The following is a 24,000-nucleotide window of genomic DNA, read 5'->3' as shown; positions in this document are numbered from 1 at the left end:
CTTTAAAACGGATAAGGATTCAGCCATTGCCCCCCGTCCATTGTGATACAATCCCCGTTTATATAGGATGCTTCATCAGAAAGCAAAAACGCTGCCAAAGCGGCGATTTCCTCCGGTGTGCCCAATCGGCCGAGCGGCACACTGTTCATCGTGCGGGCCATCGCTTTTTCCGATTCAAATAGCTTCTCCGCACCGCCTGTTCGTTCAATCGGTCCGGGGGCTATCGCGTTTGTGCGAATGCCGTATTTGCTCCCCCATTCAACGGCCAGCGTTCTTGTCAGTGACAATACCCCCGCTTTGGCTGCAGCGGAATGAACGACCCCCGCTCCCGCTCCCCAAGCGTACGTGGCTGCCATATTTAAAATGACACCCTGCTGCTTCTGGTCAATCCAATGCCTTGCCGCTGCTTGGCTGCAAAAAAATGTGCCGTTTAAAACAATCTCAATAACGGCTTTCCATCCATTGGGCGTCAGCTTTTCTGCCGGACAAATAAAGTTTCCGGCCGCGTTGTTAATCAGCGCGTCAAGCCGGCCAAAGGCTTTTACCGCTTCTTTAATCATGTCTGAAGCGGCGGAATCGGAACGGACATCCATTTGAAAACAAGCGACCTGTCCCTCAAAGGTCTGAATTTCTTTTTTTGTTTCCTCAAGTGCCTCATGGTTCCTCCCTGTCACCATAACGTGCCACCCTAATTCAGCCTGTTTTTTTGCCATCGCTTTTCCCATGCCGCTTGACCCGCCGGTAATAATTACCGCCTTTTTTTCCATGTTTATCCCTCCTATTATGAATGAGTATTCATTCAATAATATTCTATCATTATATCCCTGCCTCTGTCAGCACATGCTCATATGAGATTTTTATCAGATACAGATGATATAATAGAAAAACTCTATTAAAGGTTGGTTTGAAATGAAAAAGATGTCCAGAAGACAATTTCTAAAAGGAATGTTCGGCGCTCTTGCTGCCGGGGCTTTAACGGCCGGCGGGGGATATGGCTATGCCAGGTATCTCGAGCCGCATATGATCGAGACAACCGAACACACAATAAAAAGCTCTCTCATCCCGCACGGATTTGACGGTTTTAAAATCGTGCAGTTCAGCGATGCACACTTGAGTGATTACTTTACTCTCGAAGATTTAAAAACTGTCATTCTTACCATTAATGAATCTAAACCTGATCTCATTGTTTTTACAGGTGATATTATCGATAATCCTGATACGTACCAGCACCACCAGGCAGTCATTCCATTATTGAGAAAGCTTAATGCTCCCTTCGGCAAGCTTTGTATTTACGGCAATCATGATCACGGAGGCTATGGAACTGCCGTTTACAAAAGCCTGATGACGGCCGGAGGTTTCACGGTATATCGCAATGGCTATCAAACATTGTCACTCGCAGATGGCAGCAAAATCGAGATTGCTTCGCTTGATGACTTAATGCTGGGAAACCCAGATTATGAAGGCACCCTTTCAAGGCTGAGCGACAGACTTTTTTCCATTCTTCTCGTCCATGAACCTGATGCGGCCTTGAAAACAACAGATTATCCCGTGAACCTTCAGCTTTCCGGCCATACACACGGCGGCCAGATTCAGCTGCCTTTTTACGGACCGATTATTACGCCTCCATATGGAAAAGTCTACACAGAGGGAATGTATCAAACGGGCAGCACTCATATTTACGTAAACCGAGGCCTCGGGATGACCAGGCTGCCTTTGCGGTTTCTGGCCAAGCCTGAAATCACTGTCTTCACCTTAAAAAGCACAAATTAATGTAGCAGGATGGGCTCCTCATCAATACTTATAAGTAAAAAAGGAGGAGGAGGAAACTGCTTACGTACCAGGTGAAGCAAGGTGATACACTGAACAGCATCGCGGCTGATTTCAGAATCAGCACGGCTGCATTACTCCAGGCTAATCCGTCACTGCAGGCAGGGCTCACCGCGGGACAGTCCATAGTCATCCCCGGACTGCCGGACCCTTATACAATTCCGTATCATATCGCAGTCTCAATCGGAGCAAAGACCCTTACGCTGTTCCTAAATAATCGGGTAATGAAAACCTATCCCATCGCCGTTGGTAAAATACTAACGCAAACGCCTACTGGCGAGTTTTACATTATTAACCGCCAGCGCAATCCCGGCGGCCCATTTGGCGCTTATTGGCTGAGCCTTTCAAAGCAGCACTACGGAATACATGGGACGAATAATCCCGCTTCGATTGGTAAGGCTGTTTCTAAAGGCTGCATTCGCATGCATAACAAAGACGTGATCGAACTTGCTTCAATTGTGCCAAACGGAACGAGAGTCACGATTAACCGGTAATGTTTTCTTATTTGTTTCAAAAACAGGCGGTTTATAATATGATAAAGTGGGACCTTTAGGGTAAGGAGCGTTTTTATGGATATATTTAAAAATCGTAATTTTGTTCGTCTATTTTTCGCAGCACTCGCTTCTCAAATGGGCACGACAGTAGGCAACATGGCCTTTGCTTTTTTTTTGCTGGACCGATTCAGCAGCCAGCCTTCATATACGACCTTGGCGGAGCTGATGTATTCTCTTCCGACCATATTTGTATTTCTGATCGTGGGAGTCGTCGCGGACCGGTTTGACAGAAAAAAGGTGGCAGAAAATTGTGATTGGATCAGAGCAGGCCTGACTGTCGTGCTTTTTTTCACTTTATTTACCGGCAATATTCCTCTTGTTTTTTGTATCTTATTTATCAGAAGCGCTGTAACAAAGTTTTTCTTTCCGGCAGAAAACAGTTTGGTACAAGCCATTCTGCCGAAGGAGCATTATGCGAAAGCGGCAGGACTTAATCAGATGCTTTTTAGCATTTTTATGGTGTTTGGGGTCGGTATAGGCGCGTTTATGTACAACACCATCGGTATTGAAGGCGCCATTATTCTTGATTTTGTCAGCTTTATCATTTCCGGGCTGCTGATCCGCAGCTGCCGGATTCCAAAAGAAGCCCGACAGCCGAACGGTGCATTCAGCTGGAGAAAGACTTCTGTTAAGGATTCAATAAATGACTTTAGAGAAGGCATCCTATATATTTTAAAAAACAAATTGCTGGCATCTCTTATTTTCGGCTTCTTCATTTTTGGATTTGTCAACGGAGGATTCGCCGTATTGCCGATGTTTACAATGAAATATGGATTGGCGCCTGACCGTTATGAGTGGCATACGTCTGTATTTACGATCGCACTCGGGTTTGGGCTGCTGGCGGGCAGCGTAATCGGCACGATCATCTCTAAAAAAGTGAAGCCGCACTTTTTAATGTCGATACCGATTTTCATTGCAGGTTTGCTGATCTTCGTCCTCGGCTACACCAATATTTTATGGGTGTATTACGCGGCAGCTTTTGCACTGGGAATGTGCATCGGACCGATCAACATTGCAATCGGAGGGTGGATGCCCAAAATTGTTCATCCAAAACTGATGGGACGTGTAAGCGGCATGCAGGACCCTTTTATGATGTTTGCACAGTCTTTGACACTCGGCTTAGTTGCGCTGTTATTCCCTAAGTTCGTTTCAAACATTGATTATCTTTATTACGGCATGGGTGTTATCATCCTGATCGTTTTTATTTTTTATTTTATTGCACTGCCAAAATACAGTGCCCAGGCTGTGGAAGTGAATGTTCAGGAAGCATTTCAAGAACAGCCGAAAAAGAAGGCAAGATCTGTATAATGCAGGTTAAAAATGCGCTTTTTTTCTTAGAAAAAAGCGCATTTTTACATTCAATATTTGCATTTCAACTTTAAAAAAGTATAATCTAAACATATAGAAATTGATAAGAGCAAAGGAGAGAAATAATGGACGACCATGCATATACGAAAGATCTGCAGCCAACCGTAGAAAATCTTTCAAAAGCAGTTTACACTGTGAACCGCCATGCAAAAACCGCCCCCAACCCTAAATACCTATATCTGCTGAAAAAACGGGCTTTGCAAAAGCTTGTCAAAGAAGGTAAAGGAAAGAAAATAGGGCTTCATTTTTCAAAAAATCCAAGGTTCAGCCAACAGCAATCGGACGTGCTTATCTCAATCGGAGACTACTATTTTCACATGCCTCCAACTAAAGAAGACTTCGAACATCTTCCGCATTTAGGTACACTTAATCAATCGTACCGAAATCCTAAAGCTCAAATGTCTTTAACAAAAGCGAAACACCTATTGCAAGAATATGTCGGCATGAAAGAAAAGCCGCTAGTGCCAAATCGCCAGCAGCCAGCTTACCATAAACCGGTCTTTAAAAAACTTGGCGAGAGTTACTTTTAAAATAAAAACAGCCGTGCCTCTTTCTGGCAACGGCTGTTTTTATTTATTCAATAACATACGTATCCACTTTTTTAATCAAATCACTAATCTCAGGCTTGCTGATTTGCTCATCTGCGCCTACAACTTCGCCGCGGTGACGCAGATCATCCGTAATTAACGATGAGAAAATCATAACCGGCACATCTGAGCTTTTCGGATTTTCCTTCAGCAGCTTTGTGAGCCTGTGTCCGTCCATTTTTGGCATTTCAATATCAGTGATGATCATATCAATCTGTTCTGATAAATCAGTTTCGTTTTCAGCAAGGTTCATAATGTATTCATATGCCTCTTTTCCATTTTCAAACGAAGCGATATTGTTGTACCCTGCTTCTTTTAGTTCATCCTGCAAGAGGCGCATCAAAAGCGGTGAGTCCTCTACAATGATTAGCTTTTTATCAGTTCTTCTTTCATCGAAGCCCTCGGTATGCATATTATACGTGTCAACACCTGAATCTGATTCAATGTCATAAATAATTTTTTCATAGTCAGGCAAAAAGATCATCAGGTCTTCGAGCTTAATAATCCCGGTAAGGTGCCGCTCCATTCCTTGATTTAACGATGTCGGCTTTTCAATCGCTTCCCAGGATACTCTGTGAATTTGAGAAACAGAGCCGACATGAAAAACAATTTTCCGTTTATTAAATTCAGTCACGATATATTTCTCATCTTTTGATCCTTCAGGCTCTACTCCAAAAAATGAGAAGAGACTGATCACAGGGAGGATTTCTCCTCTGAGTTTAATCATTCCTTCTACATGCTGATGGGAGTGAGGCACTGATGTCACCTCGACAGGCTGAATAATTTCTCTTACCTTCATGACGTTAATTCCGAAAGCATTTTCACCCACGCCAAACTTCACAATTTCTAATTCATTTGTACCAGAATCCAATAAAATTTCGTATTGTTGTAACGACAATTCAATCCCTCGCTATTCGCATTCAGTATTGTACTGTATATATCGGCGTAATTTGTAAAAAGTGAATGGCAGCTCTTCAAAATCGAATTCCGAAGGCAACAAGCCGCGTTCCTCAAAAAAGAAACTTTTTTCCTAATAACCATTGACTTTCCAACTAACAGTGATAAAATAGTCAAGGATTTTTCCAAAGAAGGGTGTAAATAATGGGTACCTTAGTAATATTTAAAGAAAACGAAATGACTGTTTTAGAGGATATCAGTGAAGAAACTTACCTGAATATGAAGAAAGAATCAGCTGACCTTCAAGAAGAGCATCCTCCGTATCTGATTTGGCACGAAGACCTTCATTTTGATTATGGCTATTAATGAAATTGGCACATATAAACAATAATAGAACATGATACAATAAAGACAATCAAATCGCTGGTTGTCTTCTTTTTTTCTGAAAAGAAAGGTATGTTTAGAAAAAAGGCGCATACAATCGAAATATATCAGTTAAAAAGGTGACAAATGATCAGCTAGTGGTAAAATAGGATAAACTCATTATATTTGTTAAGGTGATGAATTATGGAACATTTGCTGAATCCGAAAGCAAGAGAGATCGAAATTTCAGGAATACGCAAATTCTCGAATCTTGTAGCCCAACACGAAGACGTCATTTCACTTACAATCGGCCAGCCTGATTTTTTCACACCGCATCATGTGAAAGCTGCCGCAAAAAAAGCCATTGATGAAAACGTGACGTCATATACTCCGAATGCCGGCTACCTGGAGCTGAGACAAGCTGTGCAGCTTTATATGAAGAAAAAAGCGGATTTCAACTATGATGCTGAATCTGAAATTATCATCACAACAGGCGCAAGCCAAGCCATTGATGCTGCATTCCGGACGATTTTATCTCCCGGTGATGAAGTCATTATGCCAGGGCCTATTTATCCGGGCTATGAACCTATTATCAATTTGTGCGGGGCCAAGCCTGTCATTGTTGATACTACGTCACACGGCTTTAAGCTTACCGCCCGGCTGATTGAAGATGCTCTGACACCCAACACCAAGTGTGTCGTGCTTCCTTATCCGTCAAACCCTACCGGCGTGACTTTATCTGAAGAAGAACTGAAAAGCATCGCAGCCCTTTTAAAAGGCAGAAATGTCTTCGTATTGTCCGATGAAATATACAGTGAATTAACATATGACAGACCGCATTACTCCATCGCAAACCATTTGCGGGATCAAACAATTGTCATTAACGGCTTGTCAAAATCCCACAGCATGACTGGTTGGAGAATTGGATTTTTATTTGCACCGAAAGACATTGCAAAGCACATTTTAAAGGTTCATCAATACAATGTGTCATGTGCCTCATCCATTTCTCAAAAAGCCGCGCTTGAAGCTGTCACAAACGGCTTTGACGACGCATTGATTATGAGAGAACAATACAAAAAACGTCTCGACTATGTTTATGACCGTCTTGTTTCCATGGGACTTGACGTAGTTAAACCGTCCGGTGCGTTTTATATCTTCCCTTCTATTAAATCATTTGGAATGACTTCATTTGATTTTAGTATGGCTCTTTTGGAAGACGCTGGCGTGGCACTCGTGCCGGGTAGCTCGTTCTCATCATATGGTGAAGGATATGTAAGATTGTCTTTTGCGTACTCGCTGGACACACTGAGAGAAGGCCTGGACCGTTTAGAATTATTTGTATTAAAAAAACGTGAAGCAATGCAGACGATAAACAACGGCGTTTAAGCCGTTGTTTTATTTTTTTGGAAATGAAATTTTAAACGCTGTGCCTTTTTCAGGATGGCTGTCCACATGTATAACTCCCTGATGGTTTTCAATGATATTAAATGTCACCATTAATCCAAGCCCCGTACCTTTTTCTTTTGTTGTTAAAAATGGCTCTCCAATCCGGTTTAGTACCTTTTCAGGTATACCTTCCCCTTCGTCTTTGACAGTAACATGAACAGAATGCTCATCTTCGGTTATGATAATGTCTACTGTTCCCCCATCAGGCATTGATTCAACTGCATTTTTGATTAAATTAATGAATACCTGCTTTAATTGGTTTTGATCCCCGTTTATATAAATGCTGTCTTTTTCATAACTTGTTCTGATAAAAATGCCATTTAAATTCGCCTGCGTTTCTAACAGGGCTGAAACCTCACCAATTAATTTTTTCAAGTTCAAATATTCTTTGACAGCATTTTGCTGAGGTTTCGCCAGCATGAGCAGTTCACTGAGTATTAATTCGATACGACTGAGTTCAGAAAACACAATATCAAAGTAATGTTCGTTGCCTTCCATTGTCGGTTTCATCAGCTGTAAAAATCCTTTGATCGCTGTAAGAGGGTTGCGGATCTCATGGGCGATTCCCGCCGCGAGCTGCCCTGCGATTGATAATTTTTCCGATTTCAGCATCAATTCTTCTGTTTGTTTTCTCTCTGAGATGTCCCGAAGAATGACCTGGACGGCCGCTTCACCAAAAAAGGTCGTCGGAATGCAGACCATCTCCGTATAGATGACCCTGTTCTGAAAGGTGAACCAGGATTGCTTGACAATTTCAGATTCTGTTTTTTGCTCGGCAATGTTTTGGATTCTCTCTTTTACATCCTCGTGATCGCAAGGATGCAGCTGATCGTATATGTTTTTGCCAATTAAATCCTCATATGTAGCCGCTTCAAACAGGGAAATTCCAGACTCATTCATAAATACCCATTTTCCATTGTGAATCACCGCAATGGTATCAATGGAATTTTGAATCAGCAGCTGATATCGTTCACGGCTTTTTTGCAGGATGGTTTGGAATTTCTTCCTTGAAGAGATATCGATCAGCAGCAGCAGCTCAGCCTGCTGGTTTTTGTAGACGGTCGGGGATGCTTTCACTTCTAAATGAACAGGTGTGCCATCAAGCCTTTTCCACGTCTGTTCAATCATTCCGACTTCCATTCCTTTTTGCATTCGTATAATCCTGTTTTTCACGATATCATGATATTCTTCTTCAATAAATTCATAGGACCATTTACCAATAATAGCATCCTTGCTTTTTGCTCCCAGCATTGAGAGCATCGCGCTGTTTACATAGACGATCTTGCCTTTGACACTGATGCATAGCGGACTCGGGAGATTTTCAACCAACCGTTCATAATCATCCGTTATATATGTAGTCGATTCCGGGCTTGCAGGTTCGATTTCATGTTTTTCGCAGTTTAGGGATTGATGGCCTGTTTCTTCTTCAAGAACCTTCATTTTCAAAATGATTTCCCGTTCTGTCCGCTCAGCTCTTGTCGTAACAATTTCTACCGCAGCCTCCACCCACACAATCGTATGATCTTTTTTAATAAAACGAAAGGTGCACGGCATCAGATGATGTTCATTATAAAAATAGCTTTCAACCAAAAATTGGTCTTCCTCATGCAGAAACGTTTTGAGGAATGATCCGATCATCTCTCCTTGGAGATAGCCCAAATGCAGTTTGGAGTTGGCAGATATATAAATGATGCGTCCATTAGAGGCCAAGACTGCATGAATATCGGTTTTTGTTTGAAGTGGTTTAACATGCTGCGTATCCTGTTCCACAGAATCCCTCCTTTGCATGATCATCGTGTTTCGACATATACAGATTGACTTTTACCTAGTATGATTCGCTAGAAAATGAGTATTCTCCTTCTATTCTTATGGTGAACGTCAATTTTTGAATAAAAGAAAGGGCACACAATCTTTTCGTTGTGCACCCTGTTTTTTATTTTTTACTGTGTTTTTTTTCGAGCTCTGCGTAGGCGTGGATAGCTCTTTTGGCAATGAGTTTGTTGATCGGGTCGTGGTCGTTCGCTACAGAAGGAACAACAACACTGAAAGCCACTTTTGGATTTTTTGACGGATAATAGCCGACAAATGTTAGATTGTACGTGCTTTTTCCCCACCAATTACGATTTGTTCCGTAATAAAATGTTTGAGCAGTTCCTGTTTTTCCGGAAACATCCTCTGCAAACGTATTTCTAGCTGTTCCCGAAGTGGTAACTAGCTTCATTCCAGTCTTCACCTGCTGAATGTCACTTTCTGAGTTGTTAATTTTGTTGAGAATGTTTGGCTTTCTTTGTTCAATGGTCTTCCCAAGGCCTTCTTTTTTGCTGGGCTCATGAACACTTGTAACAATTCTTGGCTGAATGCGGTACCCCCCATTGGCAATTGATGAGATGTACTGAGCCATTTGAAGCGGTGTATATGTATCGTATTGTCCAATGGCCAAGTCTAAAATTAACCCCCCTACCGCATCAGGTGTAGTTTGCATACCGGCTGATTCCTGCGGCAGATCGATACCTGTCTTTACTCCCAGGCCAAATTGGCTGTAGTAATTTCTCATTTTGTTTAAATCCTTCTGGTCAGCAGGAAGAGGTCCATGCGGCTTGTATGTGACACCGGCAATGTGCATGGCGACATTAAACATGTATACGTTTGAGCTTTTTTGCAATGCCGTTAATTCATTAATAGTTCCCATATTCATATAGGACTTCTTAGGCTTATTACCGTTTCCTGCAAAATACAGTGGCATGTCAACAAAATATTTATAATGCGGGATCCCGTCCTGATAGCCGGCTAGCACGGTGGCCCCCTTTACTGCTGATCCCATTTCATATTGGGTGGTAAATGCCCCTATCGCATAATCTTCAATTTTGTTGGTTTTTAAATCTATCTTTTTCCCTGCCATTGATAAAATATCGCCGTTATTCGGGTCCATCATTACGGCAAAGGCTCTGTCAAGCATGTAATTTCCGCGTGCACGGCTGTTTCTTACTTCTTCTTCAATAATCTTTTCTACCTTTGCCTGAAGCTCCATGTCAAAAGAAAGCTGAAGATCGTATCCCCTGCTGCCCTTATCAATGGTTTTTTGGCTGACGACATTTCCTTTATTATCTTCTACGTATTCCACTTTTTCTTTGTGCGAATTTAAATATTCTTCATATTGATACTCTAAATAACTTTTTCCCACCCTGTCATTATTCGCATAGCCTCTTGTTAAGTAGAAATCTTTCCGGTCGCTCAGCAGGCCCTGATCAGGTGTCGTGACGCCCCCGAAAACAGAATAAAGGGTTTTGTCATAAGGATATTTTCGTGTCCAATCGTTTACGATATCGATTCCCGGAAGTTCTTCTAAATGCTCAGAAACAATGGAAATTTCATCATATGTTAAGTCATTTTTTGGTCTTTGCGAGGAGTTTTTCTTCTCATCAAGCAGCGCTCCGTTTTTTCCATTGCTATTGCTCTTATTTGGATTCATTGCCTTTACGATTTGAGGTTCGTAAGCATTTCCGCTTGAAAACCTTGTATATATCGCAGCAGTTTCCATTTCTTCGTCATCTTGCTGAATAGCCTTTAATTCTTGATCCGGAACACGCTCTATTTGAAGCTTGTAAGCCTGGTCTCCTTTCAGATTGCTTTCTGATTCCTTAAGCAGAGCGGCGGTTTTTTTCGGATGAGCTGCGATCCAGTAATCACGAAGATCCCTTTCCTTCAAAAATTCAGTATCAATATGAATGAAAGAAGCAAGCCGCTTCGCTGTTTTGATTTTATCTTCTGTTTTTGTGCTAGATGTTGATACATACACAATTTCTGGAACGCTCTGGTTGTCGACAGCAACTTTCTGGTTTCTGTCGTACATCTTCCCGCGAGGCGCAGGATAGTAAGCTGTTTTTGCATTTGATTTCTCAGCGTCTTCTTCATGCTGTTCGCCTTCAACAATTTGAACAACCCCGAGCTTAAAAATTAATGCAGTGAATAGAACAAAGACAGCTAGGAAAAAAAGGTTCATTCTGATTGCTCTGTTTCCTTTGCTCTTTTTCTTTGGTTCACGTCCTATTTCAGTCACTTCTGGTTACCCCTCTCAAATCATTCAATATATTTACATATACTGAGATTAATTGTAACACCTTTGTAATAGTTGTTACAGCGAAAAGGAGTAAAAAAAGCTGTCAATATAAAAACACATTAAAATATAACTAACAGTTCAAAAAAAAGGAAGCTATGTAACGGTACGATAAAATCATATATACCGCTGATTCCCTTATTCTTAGTGATTCAACGGATTTACTTTACGAAAATGACAATCTCTATTTGTCAAAGGAAAGTGCTGGAACCTTTATGACAAAAAAGCTATGTTATGATTTTTCTGTAGAAACAAACAACTCTAGGAGGTTACGAACTAATGAAGAAAGCATTTATTTTATCTGCTGCCGCTGCGGTTGGATTATTCACATTCGGGGGCGTACAGCAAGCATCAGCGAAAGAACTCTCCTGCCAGCCTGTGGTTACAGTAAAAACGGGGAACACAGTACAAAACATGTCACTTAACGATGCAGTGAAAAAGCTGCATATTAACACAAATATCAAAACGTTAAACGCTGCAAACGAAAAAGAGATGAAGCAGCTTCTTCAAAAACATGCGAAGCAATCTAACGTGAAAGTTCAGGATGTTCAAAAGACAGAAACGGCAAAACCTGCACAAAAGACTACTGAAAAAGCAGCTGCTGATCAAAACACTGCTTCTAAAGCACCCGCAACTGCTGAAAAAACAAACACAACAACATCTGCACCTTCATCTGTAAGTGCATATGAGAAAAAAGTTGTTGAACTTACAAATGCAGAAAGACAAAAACAAGGCTTAAAACCGCTTCAAATTGATGAAACGTTAAGCAAATCCGCACGCGCAAAATCTCAGGATATGAAAGACAAAAACTATTTTGATCACCAAAGCCCAACTTACGGCTCACCGTTTGATATGATGAAATCTTTCGGAATCAGCTACAAAACAGCAGGTGAAAACATTGCGAAGGGCCAAAAGACACCTGAAGAAGTAGTAAAAGCTTGGATGAACAGTGAAGGACACAGAAAAAACATTCTAAACCCTAACTTTACTCACATCGGTGTTGGCTACGTTGAGTCTGGAAGCATCTGGACACAACAATTCATCGGAAAATAATAAAAAAAGATTGCCTGTTTCGTACAGGCAATCTTTTTTTATTTCACCCAAAGCTTATATATACTCTGTGTTCCGCTGTTTTCTTCACCTTGAGCAGCTAGCTTGTCATATAAGGATTTTGCGAGCGACAAGCCTGGCATTTCTTCCCCCATTAATTCTGCTTCCTCTAGTGCAATTCCCATATCCTTAATAAAATGCTTCACATAAAAACCCGGTTCAAAGTTGCCTTGCAGCATACGGGGAGCAAGATTTGACAATGACCAGCTTCCGGCTGCGCCCGTTGTGATGCTTTTCAGAACATTTTCCGGCTCTAGGCCTGATTTTTGGGCATAAGCCATCGCTTCAGCAACACCGATCATACCGGCTGCAATTGCAATCTGATTGCACATCTTGGTATGCTGTCCGCTTCCAGCCGGTCCTTGATACTGAATATTCTCTCCCATTAAAGAGAAAATCGGCATGCAGGCTTCAAAAGCTTCTTTTTCTCCACCGACCATAATCGCGAGTGTTCCGTTTTGTGCACCGACGTCTCCACCGGAAACAGGAGCGTCTAAAGCGAACAATGCTTTTTCTTTGGCCGCTTCAGCAATCTTCTTCGCAAGCGAAGGCTTAGATGTCGTCATATCAATAAGATATGCGCCTTCTTTTGCGTTTTCAATAATTCCATTGCTTTCAAAATACACTTCCTCAACATCACTGGGATAGCCGACCATTGTGATGATAACATCCGCTTCTTTCGAAAGATCTTTGACCGTATCTTTCCAGATCGCGCCTTTTTGAAGTATGCTTTCTGCTTTTTCTTTTGTCCGGGTGTACACCAAAACAGGGTGGCCGTCATTCAGAATATGTGATGCCATGCTCTTTCCCATCACTCCAAGACCGATAAAACCAATTGTTTTTTTCAAGGTCATTCCTCCCAGATGTTTCGTTTAGATTTTAGTTAAAATTTATCATTTTTCCTTCATTTTCTAGACTACCATATCTATTCATCTTATAAAACAAAAAAACCCCAAAACAAATGATGTTTGGGGATGTAATTGGATTACAATGTGAATTTTGCAATTGTGTTCATAAGCTCTTGGCTTGCATGTTTTAGTGTTTCCGTTGAGTGTTTGACTTTATCAAGGGTGACAAGCTGTTCATCGGTTGATGCGTTCACTTCCTCTGCTGCGGCAGCTGATTCCTGTGATATGGCTGAAATGCTTTGAATAGCTTCAGATATCGCAAGCTGTTCTTCACTCATTCTTTGAATTTCCGCGTAAATGTGATCAATACCTTGTACCAGTGACTGCATTTCTGCAGTTATCGTATTTAATACCTCTCCAGTTTCGTGAATGGCACTATTTTGTTCATCATTCATTCTGCTTGCCTCAACCATTGCGTGAGAGGCCTCTTTTGTCTCAAGCTGGATAAGCTTCACAGTCTCGCTGATATGCTTTGTAGAAAGGGCTGATTGCTCAGCTAACTTCCGCACTTCATCGGCTACGACGGCAAAACCGCGCCCGCTTTCTCCGGCTCTGGCTGCCTCAATACTGGCATTTAAGGCAAGCAAGTTGGTTTGATCAGATATGTTTGAAATCGCTGTAACAACTTCTTCAATATTCTTAGTTTGATTTTCCAAATCCAGCAGCATCGTTTCAACCTTTTTCGTTTCCATATTGGCTTCGTTTGATTTCATCAGCAGCTGGCCGAGCGCGTCAAGTCCTTTATAGCTTGCATCCTCGGACGATTTTGAGCGTTCTTTAATTCCGCCTGCCTCCTCAGCGATTTGCCTGATTTTCGTTGACAGGCTTTCCGATTTTTCATTAATGGTTTCAACTTCAGAAGCCTGTTCCGATGCCCCTGCGGCTACTTCTTCAATCGCTTTTGCAATTTGTCCGCTTGTTTCATTAGTTTCGGCAGCGACAGCCGTTAGTTGTTCAGAGGTGTCAGATACTTTCCCTGAAGAGAGTCTCACTTGCTCAACCATTTCCTTCATATTTTCAACCATCAGATTGAAATCTCTTGTTAAAATACCGACTTCATCCTTAGATTTTGATTCCGCGCGCACTGTTAAATCGCCTGCGGAAACAGCTTTCGTTTTTACGATCAGCTGCTGTATCGGACCGGTTATCGTTTTGGCCAGGAAGTAGCTGAGAATAATTGTTATGATAAGCGCAATCAATGATATCCAAAGATTTGCCCGATTCATTTTATCTGAAATCCACATTAATTGATCGGTATCAAACTGCGTTCCGACCTTCCAGCCCGTTTCGCCAATCGTTTGGTACACAACCATTTTCCCATTCACATCTTGTATCCCTTGTTTCTCGGATGCGATGGTTTGCAGTGTTTGATCCTTTGATATATTTTTTCCTTGATTTGACGGATGGGCTAAAAGATTGCCGCTCGCATCAGCTAAAAAGGCAAATCCTTTGTAAGGCACCTTTTGTTTATTGACCATACTCTGGATAGCAGAGAGTTTCAAGTCATAGCTGGCAACCCCTATCACTTTTTGCCCGTCTAAGATCGCTTTCGATGCAGTAACAATCATGTCTCCTGTCACGACATCTTTATAAGGTTCCGTCCAAACAACTTGATCCGGGGTTTCAGCTGCAAGCTTATACCATGGTCTTGATGTTGGATCGTAATCCTCAGCGAAATCCGCTTTTGGATATGTAAACATTTCTTTTTTTGCGGTGCCTATGTAAGCCATCGCAACATAATCATCGTTGTCTTTGATTTGCTTAATGTCATCGTGAAACAGCCGAGCAGCTTCTTTACTTGGTTTCGTTACAAATGTATGCGTTAATTCCCCATTAGCCAATCTTGATAACGAAATGGCATAACTCTTTAATTGCAATTCAATATTTTGTTCAAGTGACTGCGTCACGTTTTGAGTTGTATTTTTCCCATCCTCTGTAATCATCGGTTTTAGCGTCAAATAAGAAGACAGCATTAAAAGAACAACTGTGATGATTAACATAATCGAAACAAAAACAGCAATCTTCATGTGAAGTTTTTTAAACAAACCAATCCCCTCCTAATTTCTATATCGGCCCTTTCGTTTGAAAAATGAATAATCAAAAAATAAATTATAAGAAAATCGGAATATATTTACTGAAAATTCAATCTTCGTTATAATGAAACAACATAAGGAGAGTGATGATCATACTAAAACAAATGTATGTGCATGACGGCAGAAAATTTGAGGCTCTGACCTTAGAAACTACACTGAGACTGACATCGAGAGGCTGATTTCTCTTCAAGAAGAATGTTTCCCTCCTCCGTTTCCCCAGGAATTGCTGTGGTCAGAGGACCAGCTTGCCAGCCATATCAAAACCTTTCCGGAAGGCGCTTTATGCGCGCTCATCAATGGCAGAATTATCGGTTCCATGACTGCTCTTATTGTACAATTTGAGCCTGATTCTCCTGATCATACATGGGCACAAGCAACTGACAACGGATCGATTAAAAATCATGAACCTCATGGAAATACTTTATATGTAGTGGATATTTCTGTTTCTCCTCATTATCGAAAGCTTGGAATCGGAAAATGGCTGATGAATACGATGTATGAGCTGACTGTTGATAAAAGACTGGAACGCCTTCTCGGCGGCGGCCGCATTCCTTTGTATCATAAATACGCACACGAGATCAGCGCTGTTCAGTACGTTGAAGATGTGATGGAAGGCAGGAAAAACGACCCTGTGCTGTCCTTTCTCCTCCGTTGCGGGCGTTCACCTATTCGTGTAGTCAGCAATTATTTGGAGGATAAAGCATCATTGAATTACGGCGTTTTGATGGAATGGAAAAATCCTTTTTATAAAAAGAGAGCTGTTGATCACAACAGCCCGTTTAAGTGAAATATTCAATTTTCGCGTTAGGGAAAAAGGTATCAATATAGGATTCAAGTGCTTCTCGAAGTGTATGCTCTTCATCTTTCTGGTAAATATATTTTCCGATCCCGTAACGGCCCCATTTATAACGGCGCTTTTCTTCATCTAATTCGAGCTTCGTCTTCGGATAATTTTTCTCTATCACTCGTTTGGCCGGTTTTGTAAAACGGTGTTGAATTAATTCAAACGTTATGTCATGTCTAACATCCTGCGGCAAAGCAGCATCAAGCTTTTCAAACAGATGTCTGTATCCTTCTTCCCAGCCTTCATGAATATAAATCGGAGCAACAATAAAGCCTAGCGGGTAGCCTGCTTTTGCAACTTTTACTGCCGCCTCTATCCGCTTATCAAGAGGTGAAGTTCCCGGCTCAAAGTTTTTAATCACATAGTCGGCATTAATACTGAATCTGAATCTCGTTTTCCCGTTATGCTTTGCGTCTAATAGGTGATCGACATGATGAAATTTCGTTACAAATCGGAGCTTTCCGAGATCACTTTGGCCAAAATGTTCAATGGCGCGCTTCAGCGTGTGTGTCAGATGATCAATTCCTACAATGTCTGACGTACATGATGCTTCGAACCTTGTGAACTCTGGTGCGCGCTCCTTCATATACTTATCTGCCTGATCCAAAATCTCTTCGACGTTTACATAAGTTCTGATATACGGCTTTGATCCCATGGTTGTTTGCAGGTAGCAGTAATGACAATGCCCCATACAGCCTGTTGCAAACGGAATGGCATATTCAGCCGAGGGTTTGGATGAATCAAACTTTAATGTTTTCCGGACACCGATAACTAAAGTTGATTTCGCATTGCGATATTGCTGAAGATGATTTTTCCCAGGAATATTACGCACCTGATTGTGGGATGTTGTTTCTCTGATTTCAATGCCCATATTCTCAAATTTTTCTTGTAATTCTTGGCCTAGTGGGTATTCCAGCGCCCTCGGTTCTATATATACAAGCTGCGGAACAAATGGGTTCTGCATGATGCCACATCCTTTTCCTTTACTAACGTTACTTTTCTCACTAGGCGGAAAGGATATGAGTTGTAATGATTTCCTTGTTACTCATACGGATCAATATCAAAGAGTTCTTTGTAAAGCGATTTAGCTTCTTCATAGCTTGCAAACACAGCATCGTCCTCTGCGAACGGATGATAGGTTTCATAAATAAACAGGGAAAGCTCGCCTTCATGGTATGGATGGTGCACAATTTCGGCTTCCTTTATGTGGGCTACATTGGCGGCGTGCGGATTTCTGTAGATCACATAAACAGTATCTCCTGCGTTAAATTGGTTTGACATACTATCCCTCCTAGCCATGTTATTGTGTCCTTCTATACCCTTACTTATGAAAAAAACCAGACAGGCCGGAGGCCGTCTGGTTTTTGTACATTACTTGAATGTTTCTTTTACGAACGCGACAACTTCTTCTGTCGTGCTCATAGATAAGATTTTCTCTTTGAATGACTCAGCTTCTTGTTTAGACAATTTGCTGATCTGTGTTCTTGCCGGAAGAATAGACGTTGCGCTCATTGAGAACTCATCTAAGCCTAAGCCGAGAAGGATTGGAATCGCAATCTCGTCTCCTGCCATTTCTCCGCACATGCCAACCCATTTTCCTTCTTTGTGTGCTGCTTCAATTACGAGTGTAATTAAGCGAAGGATTGCCGGGTTGTATGGCTGATACAGGTAAGATACACGTTCATTCATACGGTCAGCTGCCATTGTGTATTGGATCAAATCGTTTGTTCCGATACTGAAGAAATCAACCTCTTTAGCAAACTGATCAGCGATGACTGCAGTTGACGGAATCTCAACCATCATTCCGACTTCAATATCGTCAGATACAGCCTGTCCCGCTTTTACGAGCTTTTCTTTCTCTTCAAGAAGGATCGCTTTTGCTTCTTTGAATTCGTTAACTGTCGCAATCATAGGGAACATGATTTTCAAGTTTCCGTATGTACTTGCACGAAGCAGCGCGCGAAGCTGTGTTCTGAAGATTTCTTGCTCTTCAAGGCAAAGACGAATCGCTCTATATCCCAGGAACGGGTTCATTTCTTTAGGAAGCTGCAGGTAAGGAAGCTCTTTGTCTCCGCCGATATCAAGTGTCCGCACGACGACTGATTTTCCTTCCATACGCTCAAGAACCGTTTTGTAAGCATCAAACTGCTCATCTTCTGTAGGCAGCTGATCTCTTCCCATGTAAAGGAATTCTGTACGGTAAAGGCCAACTGCTTCTCCGCCGTTTTCAAGAACACCTTTTACATCATCAGGAGTACCGATGTTCGCTGCAAGCTCTACATGATGTCCATCTTTTGAGACAGTCGGTTCATTGACAAGCTTCGCCCACTCAGCTTTTTGAGCCAAATAAGCATTATGTTTTTCTTCATACTCTTTTAAAGTTTCCGCAGATGGGTCAATAATGACATCGCCATTGATACCGTCAACGATAACAGTCACGCCGTTTTGGATCGTGCCTGTAGCCGCTTTCGTTCCAACAACTGCTGGAATCTCAAGAGAACGTGCCATGATGGCAGAGTGAGATGTGCGTCCGCCGATATCAGTAGTGAATCCTTTTACGAACTCACGGTTTAATTGAGCTGTGTCAGACGGTGTTAAGTCTTCAGCTACAATAATAACCTCTTCTGAGATCATGCTTGGGTTTGGAATTTCGACGCCAAGCAGGTGGCCGGTTACGCGTTTTGTTACATCGCGGATATCTGCCGCACGCTCTTTCATATATTCGTTGTCCATAGATTCAAACATGGTAACGAACATAGAAGACGTTTCTTTTAAAGCGAATTCAGCGTTCACTGAATCAGTGCTGATTTTTTCTTTCACAGGGTTCAGAAGCTCAGGGTCACTGAGAACTAAAAGGTGAGCAGAAAAAATATCAGCTTTATCCTGACCCAGTTCTTTCAAAGCGTGCTCTTTGATTTTTTCGAGCTCTTCTTTTGAACGTGCAATCGCTTCATCAAAACGGCTTACTTCCGCTTCAGAATCAGAGATGTTTTTCTTTTCAACCGTTAAATCTGGCTCTTCAAGCCGGTATGCTTTTGCAATCGCGATGCCGGCTGAAGCACCAATCCCTTTTAATTCTTGCATTACTCGCCGAGTCCTTCGCTTTTCATTGTTTCTTCTAAAGCGTTAAGAGCATCGTTTTCGTCAGCTCCGGAAGCAGAGATTGTGATCTCAGCGCCTTTAGCGATACCTAAAGACATAACACCCATAATAGATTTAAGGTTAACTGTTTTGCCGTTATATTCTAAATTAACGTCAGCGTCGTATTTGCTAGCAGTTTGTACAAGAACTGTCGCAGGACGAGCATGGATTCCAGAATCTGCAGTTACTTTAAATGTTTTTTGTGCCATTTTTATCATTCTCCTTTTAACTTAAAGCTTAATTACTTCACAATATTATATCATACAACCGTACTTGTCATCTGACAAGCACGGCGTACTAACACCCTTATTTTTCAATCTTCACAATATCTTCTTGTTCTCTGTTGACTGAACCGCTTGCTTTAATGCTGACTGTTTCTCCTTCAGCAAGGTTTGTAAATACAATCGGTGTCATGAGAGATGGTACATTCGGTTTGACTGCATCCAGATCAACTTCAAGAAGTTTTTGTCCAGGCTCAACGCGGTCTCCTTCTGATACGAAAGACGTAAATCCTTCGCCCTTCAGGCTGACGGTATCAATACCAAAGTGGATTAAAATTTCTCTTCCGCCGTCGGATTGCAGGCCGATCGCATGTTTCGTCGGGAACACATTGAGAATTTTTCCGCGAACCGGTGATACGACAATTCCTTCAGAAGGGAGAATCGCAAAACCGTCACCCATCATTTTTCCTGAGAAGACTTGGTCAGGAACATCCGTAATCGGGTGAATTTCCCCGGTAATCGGAGAAACGAAAACTTCCTCGCCGATTTCATTTTGCAGCGGTTCTGCAATCACTTCCTCAACCTGCTGGCCTACTTCCTCTTGAGCAGATGTTTTCGGTTCAGGTCTAGGCTTGCGTCCCGCAATAATGTCTTGCATTTGCGTTTTTAACCCGTCAGAACGCGGTCCGAAAATAGCCTGAATGTTGTTGCCGACTTCCAGCACTCCGGAAGCGCCAAGCTGTTTCAGACGGTCTTTATCAACCTTTTTCTGATCGTTTACAGTCACACGCAGACGAGTGATACAAGCATCAAGGTGTTTGATGTTTTCCTGGTCACCCATTGCCTGCAGAATCTCATAAGGAAGATCCCCTGCTTCACCTGTTTTCCCAGGTGCTGCTGTTTCTTCCGCAGCATCCTCGCGTCCAGGTGTTTTCAGATTAAATTTGCGGATGGCAAATCGGAATCCGAAGTAGTAAATGACAGCTAACCCTAAGCCGACAGGGATGACAAGCCACCATGCCGTCCGGTTCGGTAAAATACCGAATAGGAAGTAGTCAATTAAACCACCGGAGAATGTCATACCAATCTTAACATTCAACAGCTGCATGACCATGAATGAAAGTCCCGCAAACAAACAGTGAATCGCAAACAGGACTGGAGCAACGAATAAGAAAGAAAATTCCAATGGCTCTGTGATCCCCGTTAAGAAGGATGTCAAGGCCGCTGAACCCATAATACCTGCAACGAGTTTTTTGTTTTGCGGTTTTGCTTCATGATAAATGGCAAGCGCCGCAGCAGGCAGACCGAACATCATAAATGGATATTTACCTGTCATGAACGTACCTGCCGTTAACTGTACGCCGTCTTTAATCTGCGCCATAAAGATACGCTGATCCCCGCGGATGATTTCTCCTGCTGCACTCTTATAGCTGAAGAATTCATACCAGAACGGCGAATAGAAAATGTGGTGCAATCCGAATGGGATAAGCGAACGTTCAATCACCCCGAAGATAAATGCAGCAAGGGTTGGATTCGCTTCCACTAATCCTGTTGAAAAGGCATTCAATCCATGCTGGATCGGAGGCCAGATCACTAACATAATAAGACCCAGAATCAGTGCAGAAATTGACGTAACAATTGGAACGAAACGTTTACCCGCAAAGAAACCAAGGTATTGCGGCAGTTCAATTGTGTAAAATCTGTTAAACAATAATGCAGCTAACACACCGACGATAATACCGCCGAACACCCCTGTCGCCAAGGTAGGTATACCAAGCATGTTTACATATGCAGGATGGTTTTCCGTAAAGAACTTGGCTCTTTCAACTGAATCCGAAGGAATGGTTCCGTTTGCAAGAAGAACCGCACTCATGGATACATTCATTACAAGATAACCGATAATTGCTGCAATCCCTGCAACTCCATCACCATTGGCAAGCCCGATGGCTACACCTACTGCGAAAAGAAGCGGAAGGTTATCGAAAACAATCTGCCCAGCGCTTTCCATCACACCTGCTACAAGCTGAACATTGTCATTGCTCAAGAAATGCAGGACCTGAATCATGTCCTTATTTTGCATCGCATTCCCGATCGCAAGCAAAATACCCGCAGCCGGAAGGATCGCAACTGGAAGCATAAGCGCACGCCCAATTTTTTGAAGAACGCCGAATAATGCTTTAAACATAAGAATTGACCTCCTCTTTTTACTAGTCTGACCTTACAGCTAAAAATCATGACAACGAATTCACAGGCGTAAGTCTTCCAGTTTAACCGTTTACATTTGCCCTTTTACACAACAAAAAGGCATGAGCAAAATTGGGTGCGCAAAAGAACGAGAATGAACTTCCCGTTTTTTTCCCTCAATCACTCATGCCTGATCGAATCAGTAACACGTTATAAGGATAAACTGAATTTATGAAATTTTATTGGTTAATCGGTACAGATGAAGCGTCAGATAAACCGCTTCCGCCTCATGAACTGGTTTCTTCAATGTTTGCTGCAAGATTTTAATCAATTTCCAAGCTGTATTGTAGCATAGCGGATATTCATTTTTCAATAACAACATTAATTTTTCTGGTTCTTTAGTCGGTTCTTCTTTTTTAATTCTTTCTATTGTAAATCTGATATGCCTGATCAGCCGCAAATAGTTGACACTTTCCTTATTTACTTTCATTTGAAATGAGTCTTCAATCACCTCGACAAGCTGCGCCATGAGCTGAGAGTGCTGATTGACCTCGGACAGCGGACGGTTTGTCAACGCTGAATGGATATGCAGAGCGATAAAACCAATCTCCCCTTCCGGAAGGCAGATTCCCGCTTTTTCATTGATCATATCTATGACTTCTTTGGCAATTTGGTACTCCTCAGGATATAGTGACTGAGTCTCCATTAAAAATGGATTTTTCATATCAAAGCCCTGCTGCTGCCTTTTGATCGCAAATGCGATATGGTCTGTCAACGCAATGTGAATATGTTCATTTAATGAGTGATTAGTCCTATTGCTTATGTGATAGATGACATCGTTTGAAATATCAACGAGGTTTTCATCAACATAGTCAAGGAGCTTTTTAAACTGTTTTTGTTCCTTCTCGTCTTTTAAAATGAACATTTTATCGTAGCCTTTATCTTCAATGACATCATCTTGTTTTTTTCCGAAACCAATACCTTTTCCGATTAAAACGACTTCGCTGTATTTATGATGAGAAGCAATTAATACGTTATTATTCAGTACCTTTTTCACTGTGAAGGACCCATTCACGATCCTCAGCTCCTTTGTCATTCAATACCTCATATCGTACATAACGAACGGAATGCACGTCAAACCTTTTTTCAATGCATTCACTAAACAGTCGATCTTTCGATGAGACGGTAATCCAGAACTTTCCTTTCAATCGGCTGCCCTTGAATTCTTTTTTCCAGTATGGCAAATGCCTGCTTTCCCATTTCCCTTGTCTGAATATCGATCGTTGTGATTCCAAGCGCTTGGCTGATTTCGTGGTTATCAACGCTTAAAATTGCAAGCTCATCCGGTACTGACACCCGCTGGTTCTTTGCTTCAAGAAAAAGCCCTGCTGAGACTTGGTCATTGGCAACAAAAATAGCCGTCGGCTTTTCCTTCCACGTTTTCCATTTATGAAAAAGCGCCTTCCCATCATTGATTGTAATCGCTTTCTCAACTACCCAGCCTTCACGAAATGCCTCACCGATCTCTTCCAATGCCTCTTTATAGGCTTTGATTCGAAAATGGCTGTTCATGCCTTTTTTTCTTGCCAAACAGATGGCTATTTTTTTGTGCCCTTTGGCAATTAAATAGTCCAAGCCGTTCCGAAATGCTTCTTGGTGAGGAATGCTGATGGTTGGGAAGCGGGCATTATCTGAATTCTGGCAAAGCAAAATCGGGCCCTCCCATTCCATGAGTTTCTCATCAGCAAGCGCCTTTGAGCAAAAAATCAGGCCGTCAACCTGGCGCTGCTTTAATTGGGACAGCGCAAAGATTTCTTTTTGTACCTCATAGTTTGTTTGGAATAAAGAGAGGTGAACCCCGGATTCCGCGGCTGCGTCGGCTATTCCTGCAATCAGCTCTGCAAAATATGGCAGATTAACCGTCGGCAAGACAACACCAATCATGTTTGAAAATCCTTTCGACAAATGTACAGCGTGAATATTTCTCGTGTACTCCAATGATTCCATTGCCTCAAACACTCTTTTTCGTTTGTCTTCACTGACGTATGGATGATTGTTTATGACTCGGGAAACCGTTGTAACAGAGACACCGGCTTTTTCTGCAATGTCTTTAATATTAGCCATAGATTCCCTTCTTTCTAAATCCCCTTGATCTGGAATGCGTTTCATACAATATGATATGGACGTACCAGATATCTTTTTGTGTTTTAAGCTGAAAGGAGAAGATCACATGGGTTTCTTCATTTTAATTGGGTTATGTCTCACTGTTCTCGGTGGCAGCTGTCTTGCTGTAAAACCTCTCAACCAAAAACATGAAATTAAACCCTTTCGAACATTTGATGA

Annotated in this window: 20 protein-coding genes and 1 pseudogene; 8 read left to right on the top strand and 13 right to left on the bottom strand. The window is 41.9% G+C overall.

All coding sequences use genetic code 11. The features are described from left to right. Positions 1 to 2 precede the first annotated feature (2 nt). Positions 3 to 767 (bottom strand): 2,4-dienoyl-CoA reductase, encoded by a 765-nt coding sequence (gene fadH / locus MKX38_RS07540; RefSeq protein ID WP_003232398.1) that lies wholly within the window; start codon positions 765 to 767, stop codon positions 3 to 5. A 142-nt stretch (positions 768 to 909) separates the two neighbouring features. On the opposite strand from fadH, the gene MKX38_RS07535 reads away from it, so the two are divergent. The 4 genes from MKX38_RS07535 to MKX38_RS07520 all read left to right on the top strand — a co-directional run bounded on the left by MKX38_RS07535 (position 910) and on the right by MKX38_RS07520 (position 4,279). After that, positions 910 to 1,770, top strand: a complete 861-nt coding sequence (locus MKX38_RS07535; protein WP_003232400.1) for a metallophosphoesterase — start codon at positions 910 to 912, stop codon at positions 1,768 to 1,770. 56 nt (positions 1,771 to 1,826) lie between these two features. Beyond that, the gene (locus MKX38_RS07530) at positions 1,827 to 2,321 is read left to right on the top strand and encodes a L,D-transpeptidase family protein (RefSeq protein ID WP_072174092.1); all 495 of its coding nucleotides are present in this window, start codon (positions 1,827 to 1,829) and stop codon (positions 2,319 to 2,321) included. A 75-nt stretch (positions 2,322 to 2,396) separates the two neighbouring features. Next, positions 2,397 to 3,689, top strand: coding sequence for an MFS transporter (locus tag MKX38_RS07525; RefSeq protein ID WP_015252195.1), 1,293 nt, complete (start codon positions 2,397 to 2,399; stop codon positions 3,687 to 3,689). Positions 3,690 to 3,814: 125 nt separating this feature from the next. Next, the gene (locus MKX38_RS07520; RefSeq protein ID WP_003232406.1) at positions 3,815 to 4,279 is read left to right on the top strand and encodes a YkyB family protein; all 465 of its coding nucleotides are present in this window, start codon (positions 3,815 to 3,817) and stop codon (positions 4,277 to 4,279) included. A gap of 43 nt (positions 4,280 to 4,322) precedes the next feature. On the opposite strand, the gene cheV is transcribed toward MKX38_RS07520, so the two are convergent. Next, a complete protein-coding gene (gene cheV / locus MKX38_RS07515) occupies positions 4,323 to 5,234 on the bottom strand; it encodes a chemotaxis protein CheV (RefSeq protein WP_014476655.1) in 912 nt (303 codons plus the stop codon). A 203-nt stretch (positions 5,235 to 5,437) separates the two neighbouring features. Here cheV and MKX38_RS07510 point away from each other — a divergent pair, with 203 nt between their 5' ends. Both MKX38_RS07510 and MKX38_RS07505 read left to right on the top strand, forming a co-directional pair. Then, positions 5,438 to 5,599: a hypothetical protein gene (locus MKX38_RS07510; RefSeq protein WP_003245246.1), complete on the top strand. Its 162-nt coding sequence runs from the start codon at positions 5,438 to 5,440 to the stop codon at positions 5,597 to 5,599. 201 nt (positions 5,600 to 5,800) lie between these two features. Continuing rightward, the gene (locus MKX38_RS07505) at positions 5,801 to 6,982 is read left to right on the top strand and encodes an aminotransferase A (protein ID WP_015252196.1); all 1,182 of its coding nucleotides are present in this window, start codon (positions 5,801 to 5,803) and stop codon (positions 6,980 to 6,982) included. A 9-nt stretch (positions 6,983 to 6,991) separates the two neighbouring features. Here MKX38_RS07505 and kinA read toward each other — a convergent pair whose 3' ends face one another. Together kinA and MKX38_RS07495 are read right to left on the bottom strand one after the other, a co-directional pair. Then, the gene (gene kinA, locus MKX38_RS07500) at positions 6,992 to 8,812 is read right to left on the bottom strand and encodes a sporulation histidine kinase KinA (RefSeq protein ID WP_015252197.1); all 1,821 of its coding nucleotides are present in this window, start codon (positions 8,810 to 8,812) and stop codon (positions 6,992 to 6,994) included. A gap of 163 nt (positions 8,813 to 8,975) precedes the next feature. Continuing rightward, on the bottom strand, positions 8,976 to 11,099 hold the full coding sequence (locus MKX38_RS07495) for a penicillin-binding protein 2 (protein WP_339189110.1): 2,124 nt from the start codon (positions 11,097 to 11,099) through the stop codon (positions 8,976 to 8,978). 336 nt (positions 11,100 to 11,435) lie between these two features. On the opposite strand from MKX38_RS07495, the gene MKX38_RS07490 reads away from it, so the two are divergent. Continuing rightward, entirely contained in the window at positions 11,436 to 12,209 is a 774-nt protein-coding gene (locus MKX38_RS07490; protein ID WP_003244693.1) for a CAP domain-containing protein, read from the top strand. Between the two features lie 38 nt (positions 12,210 to 12,247). Here MKX38_RS07490 and MKX38_RS07485 read toward each other — a convergent pair whose 3' ends face one another. Next, positions 12,248 to 13,114, bottom strand: a complete 867-nt coding sequence (locus MKX38_RS07485) for an NAD(P)-dependent oxidoreductase (protein ID WP_021479395.1) — start codon at positions 13,112 to 13,114, stop codon at positions 12,248 to 12,250. A 137-nt stretch (positions 13,115 to 13,251) separates the two neighbouring features. Further along, the gene (gene mcpC, locus MKX38_RS07480) at positions 13,252 to 15,219 is read right to left on the bottom strand and encodes a methyl-accepting chemotaxis protein McpC (protein ID WP_338733547.1); all 1,968 of its coding nucleotides are present in this window, start codon (positions 15,217 to 15,219) and stop codon (positions 13,252 to 13,254) included. A gap of 134 nt (positions 15,220 to 15,353) precedes the next feature. Here mcpC and MKX38_RS07475 point away from each other — a divergent pair. Continuing rightward, positions 15,354 to 16,054, top strand: a pseudogene (locus tag MKX38_RS07475) (GNAT family N-acetyltransferase). Here MKX38_RS07475 and splB read toward each other — a convergent pair. From splB to MKX38_RS07440, 7 genes are all read right to left on the bottom strand, one after another. Next, positions 16,047 to 17,075 carry a spore photoproduct lyase gene (gene splB / locus MKX38_RS07470; protein ID WP_021479398.1) on the bottom strand — a complete coding sequence of 343 codons (1,029 nt, stop codon included), beginning with the start codon at positions 17,073 to 17,075 and terminating at the stop codon, positions 16,047 to 16,049. The pseudogene MKX38_RS07475 and the gene splB sit on opposite strands and share 8 nt — an antisense overlap. Before the next feature lie 77 nt (positions 17,076 to 17,152). After that, positions 17,153 to 17,392: a splAB operon transcriptional regulator SplA gene (gene splA / locus MKX38_RS07465; RefSeq protein WP_003218644.1), complete on the bottom strand. Its 240-nt coding sequence runs from the start codon at positions 17,390 to 17,392 to the stop codon at positions 17,153 to 17,155. 90 nt (positions 17,393 to 17,482) lie between these two features. Continuing rightward, on the bottom strand, positions 17,483 to 19,195 hold the full coding sequence (gene ptsP, locus MKX38_RS07460; protein ID WP_029317726.1) for a phosphoenolpyruvate--protein phosphotransferase: 1,713 nt from the start codon (positions 19,193 to 19,195) through the stop codon (positions 17,483 to 17,485). Further along, entirely contained in the window at positions 19,195 to 19,461 is a 267-nt protein-coding gene (locus MKX38_RS07455; RefSeq protein WP_003154654.1) for a phosphocarrier protein HPr, read from the bottom strand. Before MKX38_RS07455 ends, ptsP begins: the two co-directional genes overlap by 1 nt. Positions 19,462 to 19,558: 97 nt before the next feature. Then, on the bottom strand, positions 19,559 to 21,658 hold the full coding sequence (gene ptsG / locus MKX38_RS07450) for a PTS glucose transporter subunit IIABC (RefSeq protein ID WP_003244661.1): 2,100 nt from the start codon (positions 21,656 to 21,658) through the stop codon (positions 19,559 to 19,561). 228 nt (positions 21,659 to 21,886) lie between these two features. Beyond that, the gene (glcT, locus tag MKX38_RS07445) at positions 21,887 to 22,753 is read right to left on the bottom strand and encodes a ptsGHI operon transcription antiterminator GlcT (RefSeq protein ID WP_024571340.1); all 867 of its coding nucleotides are present in this window, start codon (positions 22,751 to 22,753) and stop codon (positions 21,887 to 21,889) included. Positions 22,754 to 22,815: 62 nt separating this feature from the next. Beyond that, positions 22,816 to 23,781: a LacI family DNA-binding transcriptional regulator gene (locus MKX38_RS07440; RefSeq protein ID WP_033884224.1), complete on the bottom strand. Its 966-nt coding sequence runs from the start codon at positions 23,779 to 23,781 to the stop codon at positions 22,816 to 22,818. Between the last annotated feature and the right edge of the window lie 219 nt (positions 23,782 to 24,000).

This window comes from Bacillus sp. FSL M8-0025, from assembly GCF_037975475.1.
GTDB classification, from domain to species: Bacteria; Bacillota; Bacilli; order Bacillales; family Bacillaceae; genus Bacillus; species Bacillus subtilis.
Note: the sequence above shows the minus strand (reverse complement) of the source record. Positions and strands in the feature narration are given on the sequence as shown.

Bases quoted from the DNA above. Each gene is read 5' to 3' on its own strand.
- MKX38_RS07440 (WP_033884224.1), bottom strand. From the start codon at position 23,781: ATGGCTAATATTAAAGACATTGCAGAAAAAGCCGGTGTCTCTGTTACA.
- MKX38_RS07520 (WP_003232406.1), top strand. From the start codon at position 3,815: ATGGACGACCATGCATATACGAAAGATCTGCAGCCAACCGTAGAAAAT.
- MKX38_RS07525 (WP_015252195.1), top strand. From the start codon at position 2,397: ATGGATATATTTAAAAATCGTAATTTTGTTCGTCTATTTTTCGCAGCA.
- MKX38_RS07455 (WP_003154654.1), bottom strand. From the start codon at position 19,461: ATGGCACAAAAAACATTTAAAGTAACTGCAGATTCTGGAATCCATGCT.
- ptsP (WP_029317726.1), bottom strand. From the start codon at position 19,195: ATGCAAGAATTAAAAGGGATTGGTGCTTCAGCCGGCATCGCGATTGCA.
- MKX38_RS07510 (WP_003245246.1), top strand. From the start codon at position 5,438: ATGGGTACCTTAGTAATATTTAAAGAAAACGAAATGACTGTTTTAGAG.
- MKX38_RS07490 (WP_003244693.1), top strand. From the start codon at position 11,436: ATGAAGAAAGCATTTATTTTATCTGCTGCCGCTGCGGTTGGATTATTC.
- splA (WP_003218644.1), bottom strand. From the start codon at position 17,392: ATGTCAAACCAATTTAACGCAGGAGATACTGTTTATGTGATCTACAGA.
- MKX38_RS07535 (WP_003232400.1), top strand. From the start codon at position 910: ATGAAAAAGATGTCCAGAAGACAATTTCTAAAAGGAATGTTCGGCGCT.
- fadH (WP_003232398.1), bottom strand. From the start codon at position 767: ATGGAAAAAAAGGCGGTAATTATTACCGGCGGGTCAAGCGGCATGGGA.
- ptsG (WP_003244661.1), bottom strand. From the start codon at position 21,658: ATGTTTAAAGCATTATTCGGCGTTCTTCAAAAAATTGGGCGTGCGCTT.
- splB (WP_021479398.1), bottom strand. From the start codon at position 17,075: ATGCAGAACCCATTTGTTCCGCAGCTTGTATATATAGAACCGAGGGCG.
- MKX38_RS07505 (WP_015252196.1), top strand. From the start codon at position 5,801: ATGGAACATTTGCTGAATCCGAAAGCAAGAGAGATCGAAATTTCAGGA.
- glcT (WP_024571340.1), bottom strand. From the start codon at position 22,753: ATGACAAAGGAGCTGAGGATCGTGAATGGGTCCTTCACAGTGAAAAAG.